This window comes from Bacillota bacterium (assembly GCA_013314855.1).
In the GTDB taxonomy this organism is placed as follows: Bacteria; Bacillota; Clostridia; order Acetivibrionales; family DUMC01; genus Ch48.
Window position 1 is genome coordinate 1 of sequence record JABUEW010000058.1, and the last position, 26,199, is coordinate 26,199.

Below are 26,199 nucleotides of genomic sequence, written 5' to 3' on the forward strand. Positions count from 1 at the left end.
ATATGTATCCTCTTCGAAAAGATTTTCTGATTTTGAATTTGAAGGTATAACTTATAAATATGTTCCTTCAAAATTTGATTTGGGAGTAATCTCTCCAAAAAACACAAAGGGGATTCGGATTACTTCGCTAGAGCGTACTGTAGTCGATAGCATAAAGGATTTTGACAAAATAGGAGGACTGGAAGAACTTCTAAATTGCATCACTTCTATCTCTTATTTAGATGAGAATCAATTAATCAAATATTTGTCTGCTTATGATATGCAGTTTTTATATCAGAAAACAGGATTTATACTGGAGCATTATAAAGATCAGTTGCATCTTTCCGATGAATTTATAGATTACTGTAAAAGTAAAATCGGAAAAAGCACCAGATATTTGACGAAAGAAAGCACTAAGTATAATAGTCAATGGAAATTGGTTGTTCCCGATGGTATTTTTCAGATGGTAGAGCAGGGAGGAATGCCACTTGTATAACTATGACAAAAACTATATTTCTCAAAGAGCGTCCAAATTTGGGTTTATCCGGGATACATTGGAAAAGGTGTATCGCCTGGCGGATATCTTAGAATATATAAACAGTGATCCAATATTGAAAGGTAAATTAGCTTTAAAAGGTGGAACTGCAATAAATTTAACAATATTCAATCTTCCAAGATTGTCTGTAGATATTGATCTTGATTATTTAGGAAATGACAGTAAAGAAGAAATGCTGCAAAACAGAATGATTATAAACACTGCTCTTGCGAAATTTATGGCGCTTAACGGTTATAGGCTCAGTCCCAAAACTAAAACACCTCACAGTCTTGATTCTTGGATTTATGAGTATGTTAATTGCGGTGGCAACAAAGATACCATTAAGATAGAAATTAACTATTCTTTAAGAGCGCATGTTTTCCCGGTAAAAGAAATGAAAATCATTACAGAACACTTTGAAAGTGAATATAATTTGAATTGCCTTAATGCTCTTGAGATTTTCGGTAGCAAGATTAATGCGCTTATAAGCAGAGCTGCGGCACGAGATTTATATGATGTTTACAATATGATTAAGTTTAGGCTGTTTGATGAAAGTGAAGAACAGCTTCTCAGAAAATGTGTGGTGTTCTACGCTGCAATATCAGCCAGGGAAATAAATAAAAGCTTTGATACAGGGGCTATTGATGGCATTACAAAATATAAAATCAGGACTGATTTGCTTCCGGTGTTAACCAAACATGATTCATTCGACTTGGATTCAGCTAAAAAAGCCACAAAGGAGTATATTTCAGAATTGATGGTATTAACACCTCAGGAACAGGAATTCCTGGAGCAGTTTGAAGCAAAAGAGTATAAGCCGGAGCTGCTGTTTGATGATGCTGATATTATTTGTCGCATCAAATCACATCCAATGGCATTGTGGAAGATCAGACAGTGAGATGATAATTGGGTATGAGTATAGGAAGAAGCAAAGGAGAGGTAAAAGTGAGCAAAGCAGGAGCAAAATTTTCCGAAGTGAAGGAGCTTTTAATGAAAGATAAGGAATTCAAAGAAGAATATGAAAAGCTGAAGCTGCGGGAGGAACTGCTGGCCGTGGAGCAGGACCGTTTGGCCGGCCGCATGGGTTGCACGCCGGAGAAACTGGACAAATATCTGGATGGTATTATCGACGGAGTGGAGTCTGGAAAAGATAGTGGAATATAAATTTGATTGTCCGGATTTTTGATGAATTTGGTTTTTAAACGATATGTAACAAACAATTTCGGGCAAATGCTGAGATATCTTGAAATGCCGCATATCCGCTTCCATGACCTGCGCCATTCGGCAGCCACAAATATGCACCAACTTACAGGCGATTTCTATACCGTCGGTGAGATTTTAGGCCACACCCTAATAAAAGGCATAGGCATATCGCTGGGCATTTCTACAAACCTTGAAGCTGTCACCGCTCAGTACGTGGATGTGCGGCTGGACAGAAAAAAGGCCGTGCTGGACACCTACCACAATGCCCTGCATCCGCAAGGCAAAGCCGCTGAGAAAACAGCGGATAAAAAACCAAGAAAGAAAAACCGTGAGATGGAACGGTAATTGTACTGTTCCCGCGAATATGCTATGATTATTATGTCATAGAAGGCGGCGTTTAAGCTGACCACCATAAATTAAAATGTTATCATGTTGTAAAATTGTTATAAAACTGTCCCGGATAACAAAACAAAAAGATATAAAGACATATAAAGCCACTTTTAAAAATCCCCGTGAAATCAAGGTTTTATCGGTGAAGATATTAGAACATATAAAAAGAAATGGGCGAAAAATTGGCAAAATTACCCCTCGAAATCGTGAGGCGGGTGAAACCGTCCGGGGGTTCGAATCCCTCTCTCTCCGCCAAAGTAATATCAAGCGTTTCGAGATTTTCAGGATGCTTTAAAAGAAACATATTCAGATCATGAATTTCGGCTATTCCTGGAAAAATCCGATACAAAAACCGCTACCTTAAGAAATCAAACTTTTTCACATTCAAATTTTCATTATAAAATCAATTAAAACTTAGAGAAATTACAAACAATTTATTTACCTGTGAGATTGTGAGCCTTTCATTCTGAAAGTCCGGTCTGTAAAAAGGCATAAATTAATGCAGGAATTAAAGCCAATATTCCTTTTCCAGCAAATTGTGAAGTAGCTATATTGCTTCCTTTTATCATATTTTACTATTTACAATAAAAACCAGCAACTTTTACTTGAGTGCATTGTTAGCCGATTGACTGCGCCCCTAAATTCAGAGGCTGCCATGGATGGCAGCCCCCTATACACTTTATGCATAAGCCAGTTTGCCTTTCGGCTTAGGTATTTCTCTATCGATCGATTTTGCAGTCTCAATCCATTCTTCTATTATTTTTTCTACATTTTCTAATACATCCTTATACGACTTACCATCTGCTGTGCATCCAGGTAATTCAGGGACTTCTGCAATATAGCAGTTATCTTCTTCACTCCAATAAATAATGATTTCATATTTAAACATCATAATCAACTCCCATCTTATACTTTAATAATATACTTCTTACTTGCTTAACTTGATACGGCTTAGCTTTTGATCCAACAGGTTGTATATTTAATATCTCTTCTATTCCATCTTTATAGAATATATGATGACTACCTTTTATTCTCTCTTCAAAATCAAAATGCCTTAAGACCTTACACAAATCAGTGAACTACATCGCCAATAAATTGGCGAGCTTTGTGCTCCCGATGAAACCATGAAAGAAATCCCATCGGTACGCAACAGGGGTGTCCAACCCCACTACTGCCGTGATAGGTTTACCTACCCTTTGCAGATACTTTTTCATTATGTTGTATGCTCCTACACAATCAGCATTAAGCAATTTGTCTTCAATAATATATAGACCTCTATGTTTGCGGTTTGATTTCTTCGTAGTTTGTAGATGTTCTCTAAGTTCATATTCTTTGCTTTGTTCATCCTTGATTTTATTAACATAATCCAATATCTTATAACGAAGTGGTTCCGGTTTACCGTCAAGTTTACAAGGCCCTGTTATATATGAATAACCTTCGTTCTCAAGCACCTGCTGTTGTATTTCCTGACTCATATTCTTTATCCGGCTGGCTACGATATACCCATACCCTGCATCCCGTATGAGCTTTAGATTAATCTTACTGTTTAATCCCTTATCTGCAACAATTACTACATGACGTATCCCAAAATGCTTTTTTAGGTTCTCTAATGCCCCTGCCATGGTTTTCCTATTAAATGTACTGCCTTTGTATAATTCATATCCGATGGGACACCCTTCACAATCTATCAGCATACCCATCACTACCTGTACTTCATTGTATTTGTTATCCTTGCTATACCCAAAATCCCTCAGGTCATCCTGTTTTACACTCTCAAATGCAAATGTAGTTACATCGTAAAATACAACATCTATGGTTCCCGGTTTTCCATAGAAATCTTTATAAGAGATATGAAAAGCCATCTTGGGGTTGGGAATTATCAAGTCCAATCTTATTACGGGATATTAAGGTATGTACATCTGGCAATGATAGCGTTTAATACAGGTAAAATATTACTGCTTAATGCAACTAAAATCGAATGGTTAAAAATTGATGAATCTATTGACAAGAAATGGGTATCTGTACTAAGCTTTAATTGGTTAAGATATGGACTCAAAAAGTATGCTTTGGGAAAAATTGTTTTAGAGGATTCCGTAGAATATAGGGATTCTTTGAAAAAATCAAATATAAAAGATGCTCTGCTTAGTATGGTTGCATAACAGGGCTGGAAATTATCCAAATATATGCGAAATTATAGATATATAGATCTTTTGGGTATTTACTAGCATCTCTGTTATTCATATACTGTATCACAAAACAATAATTATGATGTATCTTAAAAAAGAGGTGTCAGGTTTGTTTAGGGTCTATATGTTAGGGCATTTTGCCATGTTATCTCCCAAAGGCGAGGTAATTTTGCCCACGAATAAGGTTCGGGTACTCACAGCATATTTATTCTGGCAAAAAGGTAACTGGATTAAGCGTGAGGCCTTGCAGAACATATTATGGGAAGAAGCCGACCAGGATCATGCTTCTGGAAGTCTTCGTACTGCTCTTCACTCTATACGGCGAGCACTAGCTGAGTATAATGATGCTTCATGTATACTTGATATTAGAAGGGATACAGTAAGAATCCCTTCTAACGCCGATTGTTGGATTGACGCCAAGGATTTTGAGGAAAATGCAATAAAAGGGTTAAAAAATGAGCCCTCGAATATTGATTATCTCATGTCTGCAGTATCTCTTTACCGGGGACATTTCCTCGAAGATATGGATTTTGACTGGTGTGTTGTGGAACGTCAACGTTTAAATGTTATGTATATCGGAGTGCTAAAAAAACTGGTAGAAAGTTTGACTAATGCGAAGCTTTACGAGGCAGCCTTAACCTATGCCCAATACTGGTTAAATGCGGATTCTCTTAATGAAGCAGCCCATCAGGCATTGATGAAACTTTATGCGATTATTGGTCAACCAAAAAATGTTATTGAACAATTTGAATACTGCAAGCGGTTACTAAAGGACGAACTCGGCATTTCTCCTTCTAAGGAGACAATAAGATTGTTCCAGGAATTGGGGCATGGCAAACATATAAATGGTTTTCCGAGATCCCAAAAAAATTCTGCCAATCAAAATAATACGAACTATGATGTCCTGCCAATCGATATGATATCCGGCGACCCACTGCGTAATGTAACTATGCTTCTTGCATATGGTGAAGAAAAAGCTCTACGTGAAGAAAATTTAAACGGAATTAGCTTAATGGAAAAAGCACTTTCAAAATGTAAAAAAATCCATGACCTTGCGGCAAAAGCCAAATTAGCTCTAGGCGAAACAATGCTTTGGCTTTCTATTATTTTAATACCTAATGAAAAACATGCCTTAAGATTAAAGGCAATGAAATATATCAATGAAGCCCTTGATTACTATAAGGCAAACGGTTGCCAGAAGGAATTAAAAGATGCCTTGTTCATGGCATCAGCTGCTACCTGGGTAGCAGGTAATAACAACAAACTTGCCGAATTGGCGAAAGAAGGGCTTAATATAGCTCATGCCAGCAATGACCGCGAGTCAGAAGCTCGTTTTTACCTACTGCTTGGAATGTCTTTCAGGGAGCTTTTCCAGCTTGAAAAGGCGCAAGAAGCTTTTAACCAGGCTATTAAATATATTCCGTATGTTACTAATTTGTGGGAAATGATCTGGATTATTTTCCAGCGCGCCATTTTTTCTTACTCGACCGGCGAACTAGGTGATGCAGAAAGTTTTCTGCGTGAGGCTCTTAATTTTTGCCGTATTGATTGTTCAAATTCAATAAAAGTAAAGGTTGGCGAATGTACAACACGTTCAATGCTCATCGTAGTACTCCATTATAAAAACCGCATGCCAACGGAATTAATAGAACTTGTTCCACGGGGTGAAATGACAAAGTATGTTCCCGAACCATTCAGGTATTTAAATACTCTCTATACTTCAACAACTGGCCGGGTATTAATTCTTCAAAATATTAGCAGTTGGCTTCGAACCAGGATATATAATTTGTCGTCACCAGTAGTCGCGTATACTATAAGGTCAATAATAGAAGAAATGATGTCTGAAGGTATGAATAAAATGGCATTGCAGTGGGCATCGGTGGGAATACGTCTTGGGCGTGCCAGGCAATGGCATAGTATCCTTGCCCTTTTTTATTGTTATAGGGCTGTAATCTTAAGCCGGCAAGGGCATTCTGCACATGCAAGGATATGCTTGTCAAGGGCATTGAGGACGATAGATCGTGCGGATGCTTGGGTACCGGCATGGATTGCCAGGGCAGAGGGAACAATTGCATGGGCTGAGAGAGAATTTATAAAGGTTGAAAAATACTTTAATCAAAGCATACAGCTATTCGACAAAATAGGAGATGAATATGATTCCGGCCAGGTAAAACTAGAAATAAACAAACTTAAAAATATCCCTGCCCAATGAACTACTATTACATCAACCCCATTTTTTCACAAGCAGGTAACTACCGGAAATATATTTAAATATTGCCTTTCTTTATCGAGACTTTAAGCAGTAGCCAAGACTTTTCAGGAACTTGGCAATAAATGTTTTAACGTTTTTTTAACAGAGAGTGATTATATTAGTATTAATTATTAATATTAATTCAGTTATTAACAAGGCAACTCCTAGATACATAGATAGGCTTTGTAAGATTTTTGTTTTATTACTTGTGAAATTAAATAGCTATAAAATTCTATAAGAATTGAAGCTATTTAAAGATAAATCTAATTTATTGAGATAGGAGGTATTTATGTGTATTATGTAAAATATCACAGAAGATTTGCAGCAAAGGTTACAGTTATCCTGTTGGTATTTATGTTAACTAACCTTTTTCCCTGTACAAATATAGTTATCGCTGCCAATTCAAGTACTCCAAGCCTGAAAATTACTGGCAACAACATTGAAATTTCTCCTGCAAGCATTAAGGGCGGAACAAATGCTACCTTCAAAGCAACTATAGAAAATATTGGTACAGCCAATGCTAGTAATGTAAAGGTCATATTTCTGATTGGTAATGAGCAGATAGGTGAAAAAATTATTTCAATCATTTCAAAGGGCAGTTCGAAATTTGTCAGCCTCAGCTACAAAATTCCAAGCAATTTTGCAGGAAAATATACCCTGAAAGTTGTAGTTGACCCGAACAATACCATAGCTGAATTGGAGGAGACAGATAACTCTGCTACTAAGGATTTCACCGTGTTAGTAAATTTACCGGACCTTGCCATCACTCAGCAAGATATAACTATTACCCCTGCCAGTTTCAAAGCTGGGGATAGTATATCAATAAATACCAAAGTTAAGAATATTGGGAACTCTAATGTTAGCAATATAGCTTTAAAATACTTTCTTGGCTCAACTCAAATAGGTGTAAATACCATTTCATCCATCAGCAGTAATTCCAGCAGTAACACGACCTTAAAATACGTACTGCCTAGTAATATATCAGGCGAACAAAAGCTGAAGGTGGTAGTGGATCCGAATAACACTATCGTTGAAATATACGAAAATAATAATACAGCTGAAAAGTCAATTACTATTAGTGAAGCCTATGTCGACCTTTCAGTATCTGCCAGCGATATTCTTATTTCCGATACAAACCCCAAGGCTGGCCAGACAATTTCAATAACTGCTACTATAAGGAACAAGGGGAATATGAATGTTAATAAATTTACAGCACAAATTTTTGCTGGTAATCAGAAGTTGGTCGAAAATAAAAACATGAATATTAAGGCAAACAGCAGTACAACTCTAAAAGCATCCTACAAAGCACCATCCAATCTCGGGGAATGCGGTATAGTAGTGATAGTTGATCCCGAGAATACAATTCCTGAAAAGAATGAAAATAATAATTTTGATTTACGTTTTATGGGAATAAGATCCAAGGATATTGACCTTTCCGTAAATACTACTCCTTGGACGATTAAGCCTGAAGGCACAATTATTGCAGGGACTAAATTTACCCTTACAGGCACTGTTCACAATTTAGGAACTGACAAATCAGAAACCGCCACCCTTACAGTCAGTATTGTGAAATATGAGGCAGCAAGAAATTATACAACGAATACCTCAAATGCTTCGAAGGAAGGTATGCAAAAATCCGGCAAAGAAAGCGAAAACAGTAATGCGGATAATACAGGAAAAAAAGAAGACGTGAAAGATAGCAATAAAGATAGCAATAAAGATAGCAATAAAGATGGCAATAAAGATAGCAATACTGGTCAAAAAACTGGGAAAAGCCTTTTAGAAAAGTTTAGTAGTGATAAGGAGTTGTTGCTTTTAAAGGATATTGCGCTTGCCAAAGAAAAGGAAATATTGCAGGAAAAGCTCTCTTTTACCGAATCAAGCAAGCGCGTGCTTATAAACCTCTCAAGCTTCAATATTCCTTCAATAACCGGAGGGAGTTCAACAAGCATATCGAAGCAATTGACGCTCCCAGCCGATTATGATCTTACGAACTGTAAACTAGAAATACTAGTCAATGGGAATGGTATCATACCTGAACAAAATAGGGCCAACAATGTCAGTATAGTCACTTTCCCTTCGAAGCCGCGTTGTAAGGATGTATCGGTGGAGAATGCGGACATTACGCACACCCCTTCCAATCGTGAAATAAAAGCAGGCGAAAACATAACCTTGAAATCTATAATAAATAACAACGGTACAGACGATATAAAGGATCTGAAGGTAAATATCTTTCATAACAACATTTCTTCGCTTCAAGGGGCAAAACTTATAAAGACCAGGACAATTTCATCAACTATCAAGGCTGGTCAATCCTACACGTTAAGCGAGGTTGTACAGGTACCTTCCAATTCGAATGAAAACCCTGTAATGATTGTCCTGCTTGACCCTGATAACCAAGTAAGCGAAAGCAGTGAAACAAATAATATAGGATTCCACTCTGTACCGGTGACACCCCAAACCAGGGATTTGTGCATTGACTCGATTACTCCTAGCATCCTGCACCCGAAGCCAAACGAGACGGTCACCTGGACAGTTGTGGTAAGAAATAACGGTAATACCGAGGTGGGCAGTGCAAAATTAGGGTTTTTTGACGAAATTGACACCGAAACCCCGTCAAAAACAGTTAATATAGGTCCGATAGGCCCAGATAAAACCATTACAAAGACTTTTACATGGTCATGGACGCTTCCGACATGGATTCCGTTTTTCAAGGATTACCCTATGAGGGTTGTCGTTGATTATGATAATAAGGTTAATGAAATCGATGAACAAAATAATGGAAAAACATACAAAATATCACTTGGAGTCCCTGACCTGTTAATAGACAGTTCTCAAACCCGAGTGTCTGATGTGATAAGAGCGGGAAGCGAGTCTACTTTTAGAACAATTATTTGGAATAAGGGTTTTGTACCGGCAAGCAATGTCAAAGTGAAGCTTTTGTATTATGTTCATGGCCAGAGCGGAGCTTCATTGATACAGGTCGATGAGCGCAATGTTGGAAGTATTAGCCCTGAAAAATGTGTAGGTATTGTTTTCAATAAAAATTGGAGCAATATAACACCGGGAACAACAATAAGCCTAGTTGTTGTTGTAGACCCTGATGACACTATCATGGAATTAGATGAGCTAAATAACAGGGTTGAAAAGGTAACCGCGGCAATTGAGCCTGAGCCTCCTATAATCTATACAGTGAATACAGCTCCGGTAACAAGCGAGACAAGCGGAAATGGCTCGCAGGAAAGTACGGAAGCTGCAGGGCAACAGGAAACTTCTATTATGGATACTGATAATGACCAGATACCTGATTCAAAAGAGGCCTTATATGGCACCTCAATCGACAATCCCGACTGCGACGGAGATGGAATCATTGACGGGAAAGACATGTCGCCGCTAATAAACCCAGCAGAACCAACATGGTTGGAAGTTCAGAAAAAGGGTATGATAAGAATCAAACAGCCATTCATGGCATTTGGTCTTGATGGATGGGTGAAAAGATATACACTTCAAGGTATTCCTCCTTCATTGGTGTTCAACCAGACATATGAAGATGATGGCACCAAGAAAAGCAAGATGAATGACACCTATTACAAAAAAGCACTAGATAAAGTTTTTGCAAATAGTAAGTTTGCAGCCTATAAGCTTGAAAATGTTTCACCCGCTGATGTATGCGGAATAAATACAAACATAATAGAAGACTTACATGATTACTATCATGAGAGTAGTACTATATATCAAGCAGATATTTTACATCCCGTCGAGTACAGGTTTTATTATGATTTTATAACGGATTTTCAGTTCGCGTACATGAAAAACAATATAGAAATGAAATATCCTGATGAAAACAATTATTACAGGTATCTTCTCTTCCCTGCCAAGCTTTCAGCAGGACATGAACAGACCATATGCATACAGTTCAAGGACATTACCATGTACAATTCCATAAACTACCAGGATGATAATCACTTCAAGTTACCGGCCTTTTCGTATGCATTCTATCGTACGAATAATTTTGATGATGACAATAATATGCCATTTTATGAAAATATTGCAGTAGTGGGGATAGAAGAAGCAAATCTATTCCGTGTAAGTTTTAAATTAAGCAAAGAATATGCTCAGTCTGATTCATGCTACCTTAAAATAACCCCCTTATGGGTTGAAAAAAATGGAAGCAGAACAAGTTATTTGCCCATGACACCTTCCTGGAATATAACCGGGATAATGAGAGACATTGTATACCTGGATGATGGGCAGGGTAACAGCAGGATAGTATCAACGGAGATGAAAAGCTTCGACCAGTTGAATTCAAATATAATCACGCCTCCGCAAATACAAAGCCAGCAAAATTCACCTAATTTTAACAAATATACATCATGGATGGGAGCTATTGAATATAACCCTAGTAGTAGTTCAAGTTCAGGTGGTAGCGCTAGCGTTTATAATGTAATAGAATTTACCCTGTCAGTTTGTACGGTTGTTGACAAAATTTCAGATACTGTTTCAAATTTCACCAAGCTCACCGAAAGTTTTGTCACCTCTCAGAATAAAGTCAATGACCTGAATAAACTCCCAACAAATCACTGGGCTAGATCTCCCAAATATTCGGCAGTTACTAATACAATTTCGGTAACAGGCAGCGTTACCTCAATAGTTACCGACGGTAAAGATGCATATGTTGCCTACAAGGATGGCAATACTGTCAAAGCCATATATTATACTTTAAAGGTAGTTACTTCAGGAGTTGAAACGACGGCAAGCCTCGTAAAGATAGGTGAAGAATCACTCGGTTATACAGGGAAAGCAGGGAAGCTTGGAGTGCTGGCTACCAAAAAAGCCACGGCTGCCCTAGCATTAGCTGTAGGGATTATAGAAGTAAGCTACAATGCTTACATGTGGTCAAATACCGATGATCCCATTCTCAAGGGAGCATATGCGGAAAAAATTGCAAGCAGTACTGTTGATACTGGTATTTCGGTAGCGGCTGTTTTTTCACCTCATACATTGGTTTTCCAGGTTACATGGTCAATTGGAGTAGAAATTTATGGAGCCATCTTTGGTTACAATTTTGCGTATAATACCTGTAAATCTCCTGGTACCGCCTTCGTATTCCTTGGACAATACTTTTCGGGCTGCAGCGTACCTTCACAATGGGCACAGGAAGCATACCTCAAAGCAAGGAACGATGCGGTTGATCAAATAAATATGTATAATGATGGTTTCAGGGGGTACTTTGTAACAGTATTCATCGATCCCGACTTGTGACAATTTGTAATAGATAACATAACAAAAAAAGATTTACTTCTTCTCTTTATAAAATAAAAGAAAGAAATTTTCCTCCACCCTTGGTATTTTGATATTACTGAGGGTGATCCCTTTTAATTTTTTTAGTAATTATATTATATTTTATAATTGTTTTTCTTTAATTATGATTATGATTGTTTTTCCGCAATATCTCCTGCTATGGGTAGTTTATACATTTTTCCTTGATATGCATTGTACATTAAAAATAGCCATAAAACAATACTCAGTAAAGTTAATAAGGTCGACAGCAAAGCACCTATGAATGGTATTACTTTCAGTATCATATTGGCGATGAATATGGCTGCAAAAACTACTGTAGACTGGATGGCATGAAATTTCACAAATTTACTCTCTTTTTCGATAATTATAAATAGAATTCCCGTAATCCATCCTAACACATAACACAATAATCCTGCAATATTTTCCTGTAAACCTGTAGAAGACTTTTTATTGTCCATACTAATATTACCCCCTCTATTTCTCTATTTTTATTTTTTTAATACTGCCTACCTATATGAACATCAATTTCAGTCTGGATTTAAGGTAAATACCCTTGGCAAGCAATATCACAAGTGTGATTATATCATAAAATATAAGCTGCATCAAATATATTTTATCAATTTTGTTAATAAATCCTGTCTGACTCCTTAAAAATAATTTCACAATCTACTCTGTTTTTACACAGCGAAGAGGATATGGTATGACTTACGGAAAATCAGGAATTTGCCAAAGAATGAACTCAACTTATGAGCCAGGTTATTGCCAAAGGCAATAAAATTAAAATCATTCATATGGTTAATCGTCCCCTTGATGAAATGCTGTCCGCCATCGTTCAATGGATGCCGTTATATATAAACAGTACGATAGAATCTTATTTCTATCCGAAACATAGGGACGGCCTGTTTAAACGCACACTTTTTTTATGCTCTGATTCTGCTGCAGTTTTTTCCAATTCATTTGGTGAAAGCAGTAAGAATATAGTGAGCTATCTATCTACTGATAGAGCTGTACTATTGTCTCTCCAAGATGAATTTTGCCGTTATCTTGAACTTTGCCGCCCTCTTATCCATGTTTTTACACCGGATAAACAGGAAATTTTTCTTAAAGCTCTGTCGGAATTTGAAAATCAACATTGCGATAGCATCCTGAAAACTATCGGATTTTCAAGCTCCACTATGCCTTCAGAATTAGTTTCGAAAATATTGGTGCGGACTTCCTATTTTAACGATCATAATATTATGGCTTATTTGAAGAGAAGGACAAAAGTCTTCCAAAGAAATCTTGAAAAAAACAAATTTATTGAAATAATATGCTTGCCAAAGTTAGAAGATGTTTTTGCCGGAAAAATTCCTATACCGTTAATGATTCATTACGGTGAAATTTTTTACTCTCCTCAAGAATACTTGCTTCATCTTCAAAACACAATTAAACTTCTGGAGAATTATTAGAACTATCATGCTTTTATTTTAGACAAAAAATCGATGGAACATCTTGAGATTTATGTCAAAGAAGAAACAGGAGTAATTATTGCAAAATATGACTTTCCGCAGGCCTTCTTCGGTCTTAATGAGAGTAATATGACTTCTGCTTTCTGGAGTTACATGAAAAACATTACTAATACTTTATCAAAAGAAAAACAGGATAAAATATATATTTTAAGGCAATTGAAACATATTGAAAGAGCCATAATTTTCAATATGAACAATGCACATGAATAAAACAGCCATCATTATGCTTTTCACAATTTTGTGATTGTTTTTTCTTACGGTTATTACATAGAAAAGTCTATCATTCCGCACCGATGGGGTAGAGTTTTTCATGCGTCCGGTCTCTTTTTGCTCCATAGCGCCTGCATCATCAATTGTAACAGTAATAAACTGGGCTAGCCGTGAATAAAATATAGAATGTATTATTGTTTGTTCTGACTATTCTCAAAAAGCTCTAAAAATTCATTTAAATCCTCTTTTATCAAACTATAAGTACTTTCAAGGTCATCAATTAAAGGTGCAAGCTTTTTTCTTAGATATATTATATGTAAATCAATTTCATACCGTGTATTTGCTCCAATGCAATTATCAATTGCTTGCCTGCTTTTAGTAGCACAAAGCTTTTTAACCAAGCACTCTACAGCATAAAATTCGGCTCCGAACTTACGAATTTTACCAGCTCGCCAGCGCTATCCAGCTGTTCTTTATTCCCGGTAAGCAACCTGGCTATAAGCCTTTTGCCCGCTGCCGGCGATAATACATACTGCCTGGTTGTTTTGTTCTCATTGCTCATTAACGATACCCCTTTTCATTTATGTTTTTTAATCTTTTTAAACTTAATTACTAACATATTACCTTAATTACTAATATATTACTGGCTTTTGCCGGTTCCAATATGCGCTCATAATATCTAATTCAAATATTCAATCACCTCTCGGTCGGATTACCCGGTCGGATTATTGTCTTAAATTTGATTTTTATCTCCTACTTAATTATACTCCAGGCGGTATATATCATCAATAGGTTGCAAAACCTTATTGGGTTGTAAAAAAATGCGCCCATTGACGTTTGCCTAATTATTATATATACTATGCCATGTGGATATAATAAGATTGGATTTTAGTTCCTAGTCCAGGCATTAATAAAACAATACAAGAAACAATACAAGGGGTGTTTTAATGACCGCAAATAACAGCATCCCGTCAGCAAAAAAAGTTACTATAGGGATTGAAGAGGATTTTCCGGTCCTTGTCGTCGAAACAATCGGCATAAGCAAGGAATCAACTGTGCTTCACTGGCATGGCTGTATGGAGATTTGTTATTTGAAGCAGGGAACAGGGACATACCTGATAGGAGGAAGAAATTATCCGTTTGAAAAGGGCGATGTTTTTGTAATAAACAGCAAGGAAGTCCATCTGGCTTATAATGACAAGGACGTCATCATGCTGGTCCTGTTGTTCGAACCGGAGCTTTTATGGACCGCTTCATGTTATCCTTTTGAGATGTATTATATGAAGCCATTCTGGAAATAGAAAATGAATTCAAAAACAAAAAGAATGGCTATAAACAAATGATTAAATCCCTCATCTTAAAGCTTTCCACTTACCTTTTAAGGTATCTTGACATGGAAGAAGACGAAGGACTTCCCGGCAGGCTGAAAAACTCCCTTAGGCTTGAACCGGTGTTCAGCTTCATTGATGCCAATTACAGCAGTAAAATCAGCCTGGAGGAGCTGGCGGCACTGGTCAATATGAGTGTTTCAAATTTCAGTTCGGTTTTTAAAAAAACCTTTGGAATATCACCTCTGGAATATGTTATCAGGGTGAGAATCGTCAAAGCTTCGGAACTCCTTATCTCTACTAATATGAAAATTATAAATATCGCATCGGACTGCGGTTTTTTCAGTATGTCGAATTTCATTGAATGCTTCAGGAAATACACCGGAAAGACGCCGAGAGACTTCAGAAAAACATACCACGTGAAATAGAGTAAATTATTAGTGGAATCCCGGAAGAAAAAAGCATTAGTCTTGTTTATAATGGTGTTTGATAAAAATCAAACACATGTTGATGTGGCAAGATCGGATGGTATAAATAATAATGAAGTATGTCATTGGTATAGATCAGGGCGCAACTAAAACACATGCGGCTTTGTCCGATGAAAACGGGTGTATCCTGGCTGTTGCCAGAACCAGTGGTGCCGAGCACCACTACAACGGACTGAACTGCCAGATCGGCTTTATAGACCGGGTTTGCAGTGAACTCCTGGAAAATGCCGGAATAGACAAGAAGGATGTCATGATAGTATTCAGCGGTCTGACCGGTGTAGACTGGCCTGGTGAGCAGGAACTCATGGAAAATGAAATCAGGAAACTCGGATTTTGCTGTAAAATTTTCATTGTAAATGATTGCATAGTAGCGCTTAGGGGCGGTACTTCGGAAAACTTCGGAGCGGTTATTTGCGCCGGAACAGGAGTAAACTGCGCCGTTATCAGTCCGGATGGCAGGGAATTCATTTATGGCTACTACGCAGAGAGTGATTTGCAGGGAGCTGTCGCCCTGGGGAGACATACACTGACCGCGGTATATAAATCGAAAACCGGCAGGCTCGGTCCGACTTGCCTGACCGAAAAGGTCAGACAGAGGTTCGGAATCAGTGATATTGACACATTGCTAAGGAGTGATGTCGAAGGCAGGCTGCCCGAGGAAAAGGTAATGCTTTTGCCCCTGGACTTGTTTGAAGCAGCATATGACGGCGATGTGATAGCGGCAGACATTATAAAAAAATACGGAGCCGGTCTTGCATCACTGGTGAACGCAAGGGCAGTGCTTTTCAATATGAACGGCATCGCTTTTGATGTAGTGGTATCGGGCAGCATATTCAAAGGACCCGGAACTTTGCTGACCGATGTGGTGACTTCCGAAATACACACTGTTTGTCCTAAAGCGAACATCATCAACGCCCGTTATGAACCTGTGGCAGGAGCAGTCATCCTGGCGCTTGAGAAGCTCCATGGCCGGTATGAGAATAAAATCAGGCATAACATTGAGACGACTTCATCAAATTTTGGACTGCTGAGACAGTTTAAAAAAACGTGAATTAAAGGATATGAACCGGATGAGGGACTTCCGGTGCACAGTATGGAGAGGTGAAATATGAAAAGCTTGAAGATTGCAGTAATAGGAGCAGGCAGCACCTATACTCCCGAGCTGATTAACGGGTTTGTTACAAGGAAAAACCAGATCCGGTTGAGTAGCCTGGCTCTTATGGATATAAACAGGGGTAAGCTGGAAATAGTTTCCGGACTAATCCGGAGGATACTCAAGGCAAATGAAATGAGGCCGGAAATTATAATTACCGAAAGCCTTGAAGAAGCTATCGAAGGTGCGAATTACCTAATTTGCCAGGTAAGGGTTGGAGGCCTCGATGCAAGGATCAGGGATGAGAAAATCCCTCTGAAATACTGTCTGCTGGGGCAGGAAACAACAGGTGCCGGTGGTTTCATGAAGGCTTTGAGAACCATACCTGTCATAATGAATGTGGCAAAGACAATGGAACGACTTGCGCCGAAAGCCTGGCTTATCAATTTCTCCAATCCTTCGGGAATAATAGCGGAAGCTGTACTTAACCATACTGGAGTCAAAATGCTCGGACTCTGCAATGCTCCCATCCATATGATAAAAAATGTAAGAAAATTATTTGGCGGAGATGCAAAGGACTTCGATTTTGAATTTGTCGGTTTGAATCACCTGTGCTGGATTACAGCTGTTTACGTCAATGATAAGGAACTGTTGCAGGCCCATTTGAAGGAGTGGATTCAAACAGGGGAATTGAAAAAAATCCTGGGAACGGACTACGAGCTTCCACTTATGAAAGCAGTGAAAGGAATTCCGGTCGGTTATCTCAATTATTATTACTTCAGGGACGAACAGCTTAAGAAGTGCATGGAAGCCCCAAAAACACGCGGGGAAATATGTAAGGATATTGAAGATAAATTGCTGCAAATGTACAAAGATCCGGAGCTCAAGGAAAAACCCACCTTACTGGACGAAAGGGGTGGGGCATTATACTCCGAAGCTGCAGTTTCCCTGATAGACGCGATAGAAAACGACAAAAATGATATACATGTGTTAGACATAAAGAATAATGGAACCTACGACTTCATGGATAAGAATGATGTTATAGAAGCAAAGTGCATTGTCGGGAAAAACGGAGCGGTTCCCGTCAAGCTCCGGAACTTCGATAACTATTACATCATCGGCCTGATGAGAGCTGTAAAGGCATACGAAAAGCTGACCGTAAAAGCAGCACTGGAAGGAAATTATGAAACGGCACTTGCCGCTTTGATGGTTCATCCCCTGATAGGCGATTATAACAGGGCAAAAGGTGTGCTTGACGACATGCTGGAAGCAAACAGGGAATACCTCCCGCAGTTTGAAAGGCATCTTTAGCACCGCATAACAAGGTACATAACAATGGGTAACCCGACGGTCAGAAATAGAATCCAATGGTCAGAAATAGATGGTACACTTCGGTTTTTTACCGTACGAAAATAATTCTGTAACGGTATCGATATGCCCAACATTGGAAATGTCGGCAAGTCCGAAATTGTATAATGTCCTGAAGTCAACAGCTCCTGTCAGCATCGAGGTAAATTCCGAAACGTCAAGGACGATTTCGGTATCGAAAGCTCCATTGTCCGATATCCTGGCCCCGCCTTTCTCAAAGATGATTACCGTACTGCCGTTGTTTTCATTGAGAAAACTATCTTTTACGGTGATTTTCAGCTTGATATCAAGGTTGCCGAAGCTATGACAGCCAAGTTCTTTAAAAATACCCTCAACGTTTACTACCCTGTACATTGGTCCAACCGCAGTTTCACACATTTCGTGAAGCAGGTTGCCGAATGCGTCGTTGTTGCCGTTTGAAGGATCCCCTAAAAAAAAGAACATGTCATCCTCCGGTGTATTAATTATAATACGGTTGATCTGATCAGCCTGGGAATTGAAAAAAGTGCAAAGCTCTATCAGTGCTTCCCTTGTATCATATACAAATTCCATAACTACCATGTCATGCATAAAAAAGTAGCCGGGGTGGACCTTCCTGAAGTAGAAAACCACATAGCCCAATATCTTGTCTTCTTTTACATAAGCCACTATAGTATTGTTTTCATTGAACATGTTTTTAATATCCACATCCCTTTTCTCAATCATCCCGTTTGTTCTATCGACATATCTGTTATAGCATTCCAGAAGCGCATCTTTATAATCCTCGTTCACGTATCTTAAATTTTTTTTCGAATCCCCTTTAGGAAAGTATTCGGGCTTTACCCTGAACTGATGCATCCTTGCTGCATATCCAAATCCCATTTTTTTGTAAAACGGTATATTGAAAGGGTAAAGCATCACCATATTTACTCCTCTTTTTCTGTAATGCTTCAGAAAAAAGGAGATTAAATTTTTTGCCACCTTCTCTTTTTTATGTAGAAAATCCGTACATATATATCCTAATGCAGCCAAAGACAAAAGCATCGTGGCAGCGATAAGAAAAGCTGTAATTTTTAATAAACTTTTTATCATATTACTAATGACCCCCTTTTTTATTTGGATTGTATATTGTGGTGCCTCAACAGGCCTAAATTTGATTATATCGTTTTTTGATTGTGTCGTTCAATGTGTTGAATACTATGTTGTGCTTGGCACCACCGGTTCCGGCAGCAGACAGGGTATGCCCATTTTCATCGGACAAATCCGCATGCGTTTTGGTTGTTTCCTGACATATGCCAATGACATACCCTGTTGTTATTTTTGTTATTATTTATACCGTCCGATCTTGCCACATTCAACATGTGTTTGACTTTAATAATTTTCATTATAAACAAGATGAATGCTTTTTTCTTCCGGGATTTCACTGATAATTTACTCTATTTCACGGGGTATACTTTCCTGAAGTCTCTCGGCGTCTTTCCGGTGTATTCCCTAACCTGCATATTAAGCAACACCTTAAGCTCATTACTATCAGTTATCGGTGCCTGGCAAGAAAAATTTCTACATACATATGCAGTAGTTTTTCCTTCTATTTCTTTATAATCTACTATATGAGGAATAATATCTGCAAGTTCTCCGTATTTTTTAGAATAAATCACTATTGAAGTAAGTTGTAATTACAATTCTTTAATGTAACTAAACCGTAAACAATACTTAACTTGATACCCAATTGTAGATATTCTATAATTTTTATATGAAAAGATAATATGCTATATACAAGAATATAAGTGAAAATAAACGAAAAAATAAGCGGGTTTTTAGCAATGGGAGCAGCAAAAGATACTAAGGCAAGGATGCAAAAAAGGATATTGGGTCAGGTAAGAAGAGCGATCCAAGACTACAATATGATTGAAGAAGGAGATAGAATAGCTGTAGGTGTATCAGGAGGAAAGGACAGCCTCACCCTTTTGGTTGCACTGAAATATTTGCAGAATTTCTACCCAAAGAAATTTGAACTGGAGGCAGTAACCCTTACTCTGGGCATAGGTACGGTTGATTTTTCGCCGGTACAAGATTTGTGCAAGAGTCTAGGCATTAATTATACAATCGAGAATACAATTATAGGAAAAATTGTTTTTGAAGCATTAAAAGAGGAAAACCCATGTTCATTATGTTCTAATATGAGGCGGGGCGCCTTTCACAATGCAGCAAAAAAATTGGGCTGCAATAAGGTAGCTCTTGGACACAACAGGGATGATGTTATTGAAACATTAATACTAAGTATGTTTTATGAGGGACGGATACATACCTTTTCTCCCGTTACTTACCTTAGCCGTAAAAATATTTTTGTAATCAGACCTTTAATTTATTCTGAAGAAAAGGATATAAGAAGCTTTATAAAATCACAGGGTATTGTAACAATACCAAGCCCCTGCCAAATAACCAGCACTACAAAGCGTAACTTTATAAAGAATTATCTAATTGAAATGCAAAAAGAAATTCCTATGGTAAAAGACAACATTTTTGGTGCTATTAAGAGATCCTGCATAGAAGGATGGAGTTTACACGGATGGAAAGACTGAAAATGACATGCATGTTATTTAAGTGCATATAATTATAGAGTGGGAGGTACTATGAACATCAAGAAACGTGTATACAATAAGATAAATAAACACTATAAGAATTTAAAACTGGTCTTTATACTGGTATTAATACTGGCTATATGCTTATGCCCATACAATGCAGCAATAGCTCAGCAAACCCAGCAAACATCATCAAACCCGGCACTCGAAATCATTCATGAGTCATCAACCTCATATACCCTTACTTCGGGTGCAACTTATGAGAATATAAAAAGGTTTACTATTGAAGGCTGGCTTAACATAAACGTTATCAGGGTTGACATGGATAACCCTTACATAAAACTTGACGCCATGGCAAACATTGAGTCAATACAAATACTAACACCGGTACCTTCCCTCGCACAATCTAAAAATGCTGTAGGGGCGATAAACGGCGGATTTTTTAACTGGTCTAAGATTCCCGGGCTGAACAGCCCCATTGGCCCCATGGTGGAATCAGGCACTATTAAGACTTCATCCAGCGATTTTAACAGGTATAACAACTCCATGGCAACTTTTGCACTAGATAAAATGAACCGGATATTTTACGAATATTGGAAAACAGATATAAAACTTGTTAAGCAAGACGGTGCATCAGTTCCCGTTGCCAGATATAATGTGCAGCTTAATAATAACGGGGATGTTACTATCATTGACCGCAACTGGTCGGTTAACTCAATAGGCCGCCCCGAAAATACATCAAAAGGCTCAAACGGATATACGGATATTGTTGAAATGGTTGTCGATAATAATACAGTTGTTGAAATACGACAAAACCTGCCCCCTGTAGAAATTCCCCCAAAGGGTTATGTTGTTGTTGCTGCAAACAATAATACAAAGCTTATACTGAATAATTTTAAAGAGGGAGATACTGTTGCTATGGAAATAAGCACTAACCCTGATTGGAATAACATTTCCATGGCAATTACAGGAGGAGCAATTATACTTAAAGATGGAGTAATACCTTCTGTTTTTTCTCATGATATCCCCGGCAGGCACCCCAGGACTGCCATCGGTAGTACTAAAGACGGGAAGCAGGTAATAATGGTAACAGTAGACGGCAGGCAGCAAAGCAGCCTGGGAATGACCCTCCCTGAATTGGCTGCCCTTATGCTTGAACTTGGCGCACACAATGCAATAAATCTTGATGGGGGCGGTTCCACAACAATGGCGGCAAGAAAACCGGGCACTAGCAACATTGAGGTAGTAAACAGTCCTTCCGACGGTATGTCTAGAAAAGTAGGCAATGCGGTAGGTATTATTTCTACCGCGCCACCCTCTCCCCTGGCAGGCTTGATTATTGATACAGAAGATAAAAATGTATTTGTTAATACATCCAGGGCTTACACTGTAAGAGGGTATGATAAGTATTTCAACCCTGTTGAAGTAAACCCTAATGATATAAAATGGTCTGTTTCGGGGATAGAAGGAAGTTTTAAGGGTAATGTGTTTTATCCGGCATCAGTAGGGTCAGGAAAAATAATTGCTACCGTAGGAGAAGTATCTTCCGAGCATGAAATTAATTCTTTAAGTTCTCCCGTGCAGCTTATCTTAAATGAAAAACTAATTTCGGTACAGGTTAATGGTAAGAAAAAATTTACTGTCATGGGAAAAAATAAGAACGGTTATTATGCAAAAATAAATCCTGAAGATGTTCAGTGGAAAATATCGGGAAATATCGGTACTTTTGAAAGAGATACTTTCACAGCAACCACTGAAGGTAAAGGTTACATTGAGGCATCTGTCGGCAATACTAAAGCCTATTGCGGAGTAATAGTGTCATCCGATGTAGTTATTGTAGTTGACGATTTTGAAAAAATTAACGGCACATACCTATCCTACCCCGAAAATATCCCAGGGAAATACGAGTTGTCTTCAGAGCAGAAACGCTCAGGTAAATATTCGGGAAAGTTAACTTATGACTTTAATGACTCAACAGGTTCCAGGGCATCATACCTCCTTTTCTCGAATGGCGGTTATAAATTGGGGAAGAATGTCCGGAAAATCGGGCTGTGGGTATATAATACTAATCCCAATCCTAACTGGCTCAGGGCTTTAATATATGATTCCAATGGAGGCAGGCATTACGTAGATTTCACCCAGAAAATGGATTGGACAGGTTGGAAGTATGTGGAAGCCTCCTTGTCAGACATTGGAGCAAAACCATTAACTCTCGCAAGGGTTTATCTTGTGCAAATCCGCGATGTCCCCGATGCCGGTTCAATATACATGGATGACCTTACATTCATATCCGTGCCTGACCCACAAAAAGATGATATAGAAATTCCCGAGGATACAATACCGGTTGATGAAGCTAACAGAAGCGTTGCTTATGGAGAAGGTGATGACTACTTCAGGTTTTCTGTATTCAGCCAGTCCAGGAAAATAGCTACTCCTTTAGAAAGGCTGTTACTTTTCAGATTATCAACCAAGATAAACAGCTATATTGATGCTGCCATCTTTATTGGAAAGAATAGTACCGATGCAGCTAAAAAAGTTGGTAAGCCATTATTGGCTGTAAATACAGGAATTGGAACATTTGACATTAAGAATAGCCGGTTTATACAGCTTGATACAACCAAACAAGGGTTAAGATTGAGCAATACTAACCAGTGGAAATGGTTCATGCACCAACTTCAATCATTTCAAGGCGATAATGTATTTATTTTCCTTAACGACCCGCCGCAAAAATTTAGCGATAGTCTTGAAGCAGGACTTTTCCAGGACATACTGACAGAGTACAGGCAAACAACCGGTAAAAATGTGTGGGTATTCTATAAAGGCGATAAGAATACCAGTTATATGGAAAGAGGCATAAAATATCTCTCTTGCGCTGGATTAGATATAGAAGGTCTGGATCCTTCAAATACCGACCTGGTACAATATATACTTGTAGTTGTAAAAGGTAAGGAAGTTACATTCCAATTTAAACCCATTGTACCTTAAGCCAATTGTGCCGGTTCTATTCAAAAACCGTATCTAATGTATCTAATGTTTTTCAAATGAACCGGCACAACTTAAATCTAAAACCGTTTCCAATTATCTTCATTACTTTATTTGCATCTCCTCTATCCGGATCTCTTTTCATACTATAATGTTAATGGTATAATTGTCAATAAGCTAAAATTTATTCAATTAAGGAGGCACAGTTTATGGGTTCCAAAATTTTATTTTCATCTGTAGAATATGATAAATATGACGCAAGTGCCACTCTTCCCGCAAAGTTTGAAAGGATGATTGAAAAAACAGATATCAAGAAATTCGTAAACGGTAAACTGACTGTAATAAAAATGCATCTTGGCAGGAATATTGGCTATTCCACAATTCATCCACTCTTTGTAAAAATTCTTGTTGACAAGTTAAAAGAGTATGGTGCAAAGGTTTATATTACTGATCAGGCAGTGGATGGAGCAAAAGCAAGAGGCTATACTGAAGATTACCTCGGAGTACCTATTGTACCTTCTTGCGGTGTCACCGGCAAGTATTATTATGAGAAGTATGTAGATTTTAAGACTTTTAAAAACGTGGATATTGCCGGAAATATCCATGATGCTGAAGCCATGGTAGTCCTTTCCCATGTAAAGGGTCACGGTGCCTGCGGGTATGGAGGTGCCTGCAAAAATATTGCCATGGGCTGTGTTACAGACAGGACAAGAAGACAAATACATAATCTTGAAGGCGGGATTGAATGGGATGAAGATCTCTGTACCCATTGTGAACTCTGCATAAACAGTTGCAATCACAATGCAAACAGCTTTAATAAAGAAAATAAGTATGAAATATTCTTCCACAATTGTACTTACTGCCAGCATTGCGTAAAAGTCTGCCCTACGTCTGCTTTAAGGATGGACAATGACAGGTTTGATGATTTCCAAAAAGGTATGGCAATTTGTACTAATGAAGTTCTAAAAGTTTTTAGTCCTGATAGCGTGTTTTATATAAATTTCCTGACAAACATAACAGCCCTTTGTGATTGCTGGGGATTGACAACACCATCATTAGTGCCTGATATTGGAATTATGTATTCAAAGGATATTGTGGCCATAGAGAAAGCAAGCCTTGATGCCATTAAGGTAGAAAACCTTATCCCTGCAGGCGTGCCCAAAGGCCATGAATTGGGGAAAAAAGGCCACCTTTTTGAAAGATTGCATTACAAGGATCCTTTTGTCCAACTCAATGAACTTGAAAAGCAGGGCCTCGGTACACAACAGTATGAAATTGAAGAAGTACATTAATTTAATGTTATGGGTTGGATGCTCTTTTAAACTAAAAATCCAACCCATATTTTTGCTGTTTTACCTTTAATTATCACTTATATTTTCCCATATTTCCTATATTTCTCAACTACTCCTTTCAAATACTCCGAAAATTCATCCTTTAAATCATCCCTCTTCAGTGCAAATTCAACCATTGCCTGCAAATATCCTATTTTGTTGCCAACATCATATCTTTGGCCGATAAAATTATAGGCATACATAGGCTCTACTTTAACCAGTTTTTTTAATGCATCAGTAAGTTGTATCTCCCCGCCCTTGCCGGGTTCAGCATTTTCCAGGAATTCAAATATCTTTGGGGTAATAATATATCTTCCCAATATTGCAATATTGGAGGGTGCCTTTTCCATTTCAGGTTTTTCCACCAAGTCCTTTACTTTATATACCCTATCACGTATCTCAGTACAGTCTACAATACCATATTTAGAAATATCCTCGTTGGGTACCGGTTGTACGCCTATTATTGAAGTTTCATATTTTTCATATACTTCGATCATTTGTTTCAGGCATGGTATTTCTGAGTCGATAATATCATCGCCTAAAAGAACAGCGAAAGGTTCGTTCCCGATAAAAGATTTCGTACAGTATATAGCATGTCCCAACCCTTTAGGTTCCTTCTGCCTTATGTAATGTATATTCACAAGGTTCGATATATCCTGCACGATACAAAGTAAATCATGCTTTCCTTTCTTTTTTAGTTCCTCCTCAAGCTCATAGGATTTGTCGAAATGGTCTTCAATTGCCCTCTTGCCGCGGCCTGTTACGATAAGTATGTCCTCTATCCCAGATTGAATAGCTTCCTCAACGATATATTGAATTGTCGGTTTATCAACTATAGGAAGCATTTCCTTAGGTTGGGCCTTTGTTGCGGGAAGTAGCCTTGTTGCAAGACCTGCCGCAGGTATCACAGCTTTTCGTACTTTCAAATCATATACACCTTCTTTTTATATTTTTCTTTTAATTCTTTTAAATTGTAGCTTTTGCATACTACAGTTTTGCCATAATAATTTTACCAGAATTATAGTCATTTCGGAAGGACTTTCTTTCCCTTTCTTTTCTTATCCTTTCTTATCCTTTCTTATGAATAATTTATTGATTTTTTGCATATCCTATGTGCATACCCTGTAAATGCATATCCTATAAAAAAGGAAGTGGTAGTATAAAAGCTCAAAGAAAGTATTCTATAACTAAACTCAACAGCCATGATAAAAAAGTGCTTAATAAATATACAAAATTCTACACAAACATGTTAGAGAGCAATACAGCCTCAGTATATACCCTTATGGAAGAAAATTACAGTAAAAGGGGGCAATAATAATGTTATATACGTTATATACTTTTTATATTTATTAAATTTGGGTGAAATGAAAAAGTAAAATCCACTTTGTAGGATTAAATTCCACCCAAATATATAGTTAATTAAAAAATGTGATATAGTGTTCACTTATATTAACTATTTTATAGAAGATTTTGCTGTAACAGCAA

24 protein-coding genes are annotated in these 26,199 nt (G+C 37.9%); 16 read left to right on the plus strand and 8 right to left on the minus strand.

Annotated elements, in window-relative coordinates:
* The 4 genes from HPY74_11270 to HPY74_11285 form a co-directional block, all read left to right on the plus strand.
* The coding region (locus HPY74_11270; protein NSW91228.1) for a transcriptional regulator at nt 1-475 on the plus strand (475 nt) is incomplete at its 5' end.
* Nucleotides 468-1,412, plus strand: a complete 945-nt coding sequence (locus tag HPY74_11275; protein ID NSW91229.1) for a nucleotidyl transferase AbiEii/AbiGii toxin family protein — start codon at nt 468-470, stop codon at nt 1,410-1,412. The genes HPY74_11270 and HPY74_11275, both read left to right, overlap by 8 nt.
* A gap of 14 nt (nt 1,413-1,426) precedes the next feature.
* The gene (locus HPY74_11280) at nt 1,427-1,678 is read left to right on the plus strand and encodes a prevent-host-death protein (GenBank protein NSW91230.1); all 252 of its coding nucleotides are present in this window, start codon (nt 1,427-1,429) and stop codon (nt 1,676-1,678) included.
* A 21-nt stretch (nt 1,679-1,699) separates the two neighbouring features.
* Nucleotides 1,700-2,062 carry a tyrosine-type recombinase/integrase gene (locus HPY74_11285; GenBank protein ID NSW91231.1) on the plus strand — a complete coding sequence of 121 codons (363 nt, stop codon included), beginning with the start codon at nt 1,700-1,702 and terminating at the stop codon, nt 2,060-2,062.
* Nucleotides 2,063-2,786: 724 nt separating this feature from the next.
* Here HPY74_11285 and HPY74_11290 read toward each other — a convergent pair.
* From HPY74_11290 to HPY74_11300, 3 genes are read right to left on the minus strand one after another with little or no spacing between them, the layout of a single operon-like run.
* On the minus strand, nt 2,787-2,996 hold the full coding sequence (locus HPY74_11290) for a type II toxin-antitoxin system HicB family antitoxin (GenBank protein NSW91232.1): 210 nt from the start codon (nt 2,994-2,996) through the stop codon (nt 2,787-2,789).
* Nucleotides 2,989-3,177: a type II toxin-antitoxin system HicA family toxin gene (locus tag HPY74_11295; protein NSW91233.1), complete on the minus strand. Its 189-nt coding sequence runs from the start codon at nt 3,175-3,177 to the stop codon at nt 2,989-2,991. Before HPY74_11295 ends, HPY74_11290 begins: the two co-directional genes overlap by 8 nt.
* 9 nt (nt 3,178-3,186) lie before the next feature.
* Entirely contained in the window at nt 3,187-3,990 is an 804-nt protein-coding gene (locus tag HPY74_11300) for an IS1634 family transposase (GenBank protein ID NSW91234.1), read from the minus strand.
* 42 nt (nt 3,991-4,032) lie between these two features.
* On the opposite strand from HPY74_11300, the gene HPY74_11305 reads away from it, so the two are divergent.
* The 3 genes from HPY74_11305 to HPY74_11315 all read left to right on the plus strand — a co-directional run bounded on the left by HPY74_11305 (nt 4,033) and on the right by HPY74_11315 (nt 11,806).
* On the plus strand, nt 4,033-4,266 hold the full coding sequence (locus HPY74_11305) for a hypothetical protein (GenBank protein NSW91235.1): 234 nt from the start codon (nt 4,033-4,035) through the stop codon (nt 4,264-4,266).
* A gap of 136 nt (nt 4,267-4,402) precedes the next feature.
* Complete coding sequence (locus HPY74_11310; protein ID NSW91236.1) at nt 4,403-6,505, plus strand: hypothetical protein; 2,103 nt, start codon at nt 4,403-4,405, stop codon at nt 6,503-6,505.
* A 330-nt stretch (nt 6,506-6,835) separates the two neighbouring features.
* Entirely contained in the window at nt 6,836-11,806 is a 4,971-nt protein-coding gene (locus HPY74_11315; GenBank protein ID NSW91237.1) for a hypothetical protein, read from the plus strand.
* Nucleotides 11,807-11,973: 167 nt separating this feature from the next.
* On the opposite strand, the gene HPY74_11320 is transcribed toward HPY74_11315, so the two are convergent.
* Nucleotides 11,974-12,303, minus strand: coding sequence for a DUF4870 domain-containing protein (locus HPY74_11320; GenBank protein ID NSW91238.1), 330 nt, complete (start codon nt 12,301-12,303; stop codon nt 11,974-11,976).
* Nucleotides 12,304-12,591: 288 nt separating this feature from the next.
* On the opposite strand from HPY74_11320, the gene HPY74_11325 reads away from it, so the two are divergent.
* Together HPY74_11325 and HPY74_11330 are read left to right on the plus strand one after the other, a co-directional pair.
* Nucleotides 12,592-13,293 (plus strand): hypothetical protein, encoded by a 702-nt coding sequence (locus tag HPY74_11325; protein NSW91239.1) that lies wholly within the window; start codon nt 12,592-12,594, stop codon nt 13,291-13,293.
* Nucleotides 13,294-13,326: 33 nt separating this feature from the next.
* Nucleotides 13,327-13,563 carry a hypothetical protein gene (locus HPY74_11330; GenBank protein NSW91240.1) on the plus strand — a complete coding sequence of 79 codons (237 nt, stop codon included), beginning with the start codon at nt 13,327-13,329 and terminating at the stop codon, nt 13,561-13,563.
* A 191-nt stretch (nt 13,564-13,754) separates the two neighbouring features.
* Here HPY74_11330 and HPY74_11335 read toward each other — a convergent pair whose 3' ends face one another.
* Nucleotides 13,755-13,964: a hypothetical protein gene (locus HPY74_11335; protein NSW91241.1), complete on the minus strand. Its 210-nt coding sequence runs from the start codon at nt 13,962-13,964 to the stop codon at nt 13,755-13,757.
* A gap of 5 nt (nt 13,965-13,969) precedes the next feature.
* Entirely contained in the window at nt 13,970-14,125 is a 156-nt protein-coding gene (locus HPY74_11340) for a hypothetical protein (protein ID NSW91242.1), read from the minus strand.
* A 385-nt stretch (nt 14,126-14,510) separates the two neighbouring features.
* Here HPY74_11340 and HPY74_11345 point away from each other — a divergent pair, with 385 nt between their 5' ends.
* The 4 genes from HPY74_11345 to HPY74_11360 all read left to right on the plus strand — a co-directional run bounded on the left by HPY74_11345 (nt 14,511) and on the right by HPY74_11360 (nt 17,783).
* Nucleotides 14,511-14,864 carry an AraC family ligand binding domain-containing protein gene (locus HPY74_11345; protein ID NSW91243.1) on the plus strand — a complete coding sequence of 118 codons (354 nt, stop codon included), beginning with the start codon at nt 14,511-14,513 and terminating at the stop codon, nt 14,862-14,864.
* A 38-nt stretch (nt 14,865-14,902) separates the two neighbouring features.
* Entirely contained in the window at nt 14,903-15,319 is a 417-nt protein-coding gene (locus HPY74_11350) for a helix-turn-helix transcriptional regulator (protein NSW91244.1), read from the plus strand.
* Nucleotides 15,320-15,431: 112 nt separating this feature from the next.
* Nucleotides 15,432-16,430 (plus strand): hypothetical protein, encoded by a 999-nt coding sequence (locus HPY74_11355; protein ID NSW91245.1) that lies wholly within the window; start codon nt 15,432-15,434, stop codon nt 16,428-16,430.
* A 57-nt stretch (nt 16,431-16,487) separates the two neighbouring features.
* Nucleotides 16,488-17,783, plus strand: coding sequence for a 6-phospho-beta-glucosidase (locus tag HPY74_11360; protein ID NSW91246.1), 1,296 nt, complete (start codon nt 16,488-16,490; stop codon nt 17,781-17,783).
* Between the two features lie 60 nt (nt 17,784-17,843).
* Here HPY74_11360 and HPY74_11365 read toward each other — a convergent pair whose 3' ends face one another.
* Nucleotides 17,844-18,911 (minus strand): GNAT family N-acetyltransferase, encoded by a 1,068-nt coding sequence (locus HPY74_11365; protein ID NSW91247.1) that lies wholly within the window; start codon nt 18,909-18,911, stop codon nt 17,844-17,846.
* A gap of 761 nt (nt 18,912-19,672) precedes the next feature.
* Between HPY74_11365 and HPY74_11370 the strand changes: the two genes are divergently transcribed.
* The 3 genes from HPY74_11370 to HPY74_11380 all read left to right on the plus strand — a co-directional run bounded on the left by HPY74_11370 (nt 19,673) and on the right by HPY74_11380 (nt 24,675).
* Nucleotides 19,673-20,401 (plus strand): tRNA 2-thiocytidine(32) synthetase TtcA, encoded by a 729-nt coding sequence (locus tag HPY74_11370; GenBank protein ID NSW91248.1) that lies wholly within the window; start codon nt 19,673-19,675, stop codon nt 20,399-20,401.
* Between the two features lie 51 nt (nt 20,402-20,452).
* Nucleotides 20,453-23,386: a phosphodiester glycosidase family protein gene (locus tag HPY74_11375; protein ID NSW91249.1), complete on the plus strand. Its 2,934-nt coding sequence runs from the start codon at nt 20,453-20,455 to the stop codon at nt 23,384-23,386.
* Nucleotides 23,387-23,592: 206 nt separating this feature from the next.
* Nucleotides 23,593-24,675, plus strand: a complete 1,083-nt coding sequence (locus HPY74_11380) for a DUF362 domain-containing protein (GenBank protein NSW91250.1) — start codon at nt 23,593-23,595, stop codon at nt 24,673-24,675.
* Between the two features lie 77 nt (nt 24,676-24,752).
* Here HPY74_11380 and galU read toward each other — a convergent pair whose 3' ends face one another.
* Complete coding sequence (gene galU, locus HPY74_11385) at nt 24,753-25,640, minus strand: UTP--glucose-1-phosphate uridylyltransferase GalU (protein ID NSW91251.1); 888 nt, start codon at nt 25,638-25,640, stop codon at nt 24,753-24,755.
* Nucleotides 25,641-26,199 lie beyond the last annotated feature (559 nt).

Coding starts and splice junctions, on each gene's coding strand:
- HPY74_11305 (NSW91235.1), top strand. CDS start 4,033: ATGATAGCGTTTAATACAGGTAAAATATTACTGCTTAATGCAACTAAA.
- HPY74_11330 (NSW91240.1), top strand. CDS start 13,327: ATGGAACATCTTGAGATTTATGTCAAAGAAGAAACAGGAGTAATTATT.
- HPY74_11325 (NSW91239.1), top strand. CDS start 12,592: ATGAGCCAGGTTATTGCCAAAGGCAATAAAATTAAAATCATTCATATG.
- HPY74_11345 (NSW91243.1), top strand. CDS start 14,511: ATGACCGCAAATAACAGCATCCCGTCAGCAAAAAAAGTTACTATAGGG.
- HPY74_11320 (NSW91238.1), bottom strand. CDS start 12,303: ATGGACAATAAAAAGTCTTCTACAGGTTTACAGGAAAATATTGCAGGA.
- HPY74_11380 (NSW91250.1), top strand. CDS start 23,593: ATGGGTTCCAAAATTTTATTTTCATCTGTAGAATATGATAAATATGAC.
- HPY74_11280 (NSW91230.1), top strand. CDS start 1,427: ATGAGTATAGGAAGAAGCAAAGGAGAGGTAAAAGTGAGCAAAGCAGGA.
- HPY74_11370 (NSW91248.1), top strand. CDS start 19,673: ATGCAAAAAAGGATATTGGGTCAGGTAAGAAGAGCGATCCAAGACTAC.
- HPY74_11350 (NSW91244.1), top strand. CDS start 14,903: ATGATTAAATCCCTCATCTTAAAGCTTTCCACTTACCTTTTAAGGTAT.
- HPY74_11355 (NSW91245.1), top strand. CDS start 15,432: ATGAAGTATGTCATTGGTATAGATCAGGGCGCAACTAAAACACATGCG.
- HPY74_11290 (NSW91232.1), bottom strand. CDS start 2,996: ATGTTTAAATATGAAATCATTATTTATTGGAGTGAAGAAGATAACTGC.
- HPY74_11365 (NSW91247.1), bottom strand. CDS start 18,911: ATGATAAAAAGTTTATTAAAAATTACAGCTTTTCTTATCGCTGCCACG.
- HPY74_11375 (NSW91249.1), top strand. CDS start 20,453: ATGAACATCAAGAAACGTGTATACAATAAGATAAATAAACACTATAAG.
- HPY74_11340 (NSW91242.1), bottom strand. CDS start 14,125: ATGAGCAATGAGAACAAAACAACCAGGCAGTATGTATTATCGCCGGCA.
- HPY74_11360 (NSW91246.1), top strand. CDS start 16,488: ATGAAAAGCTTGAAGATTGCAGTAATAGGAGCAGGCAGCACCTATACT.
- HPY74_11285 (NSW91231.1), top strand. CDS start 1,700: ATGAATTTGGTTTTTAAACGATATGTAACAAACAATTTCGGGCAAATG.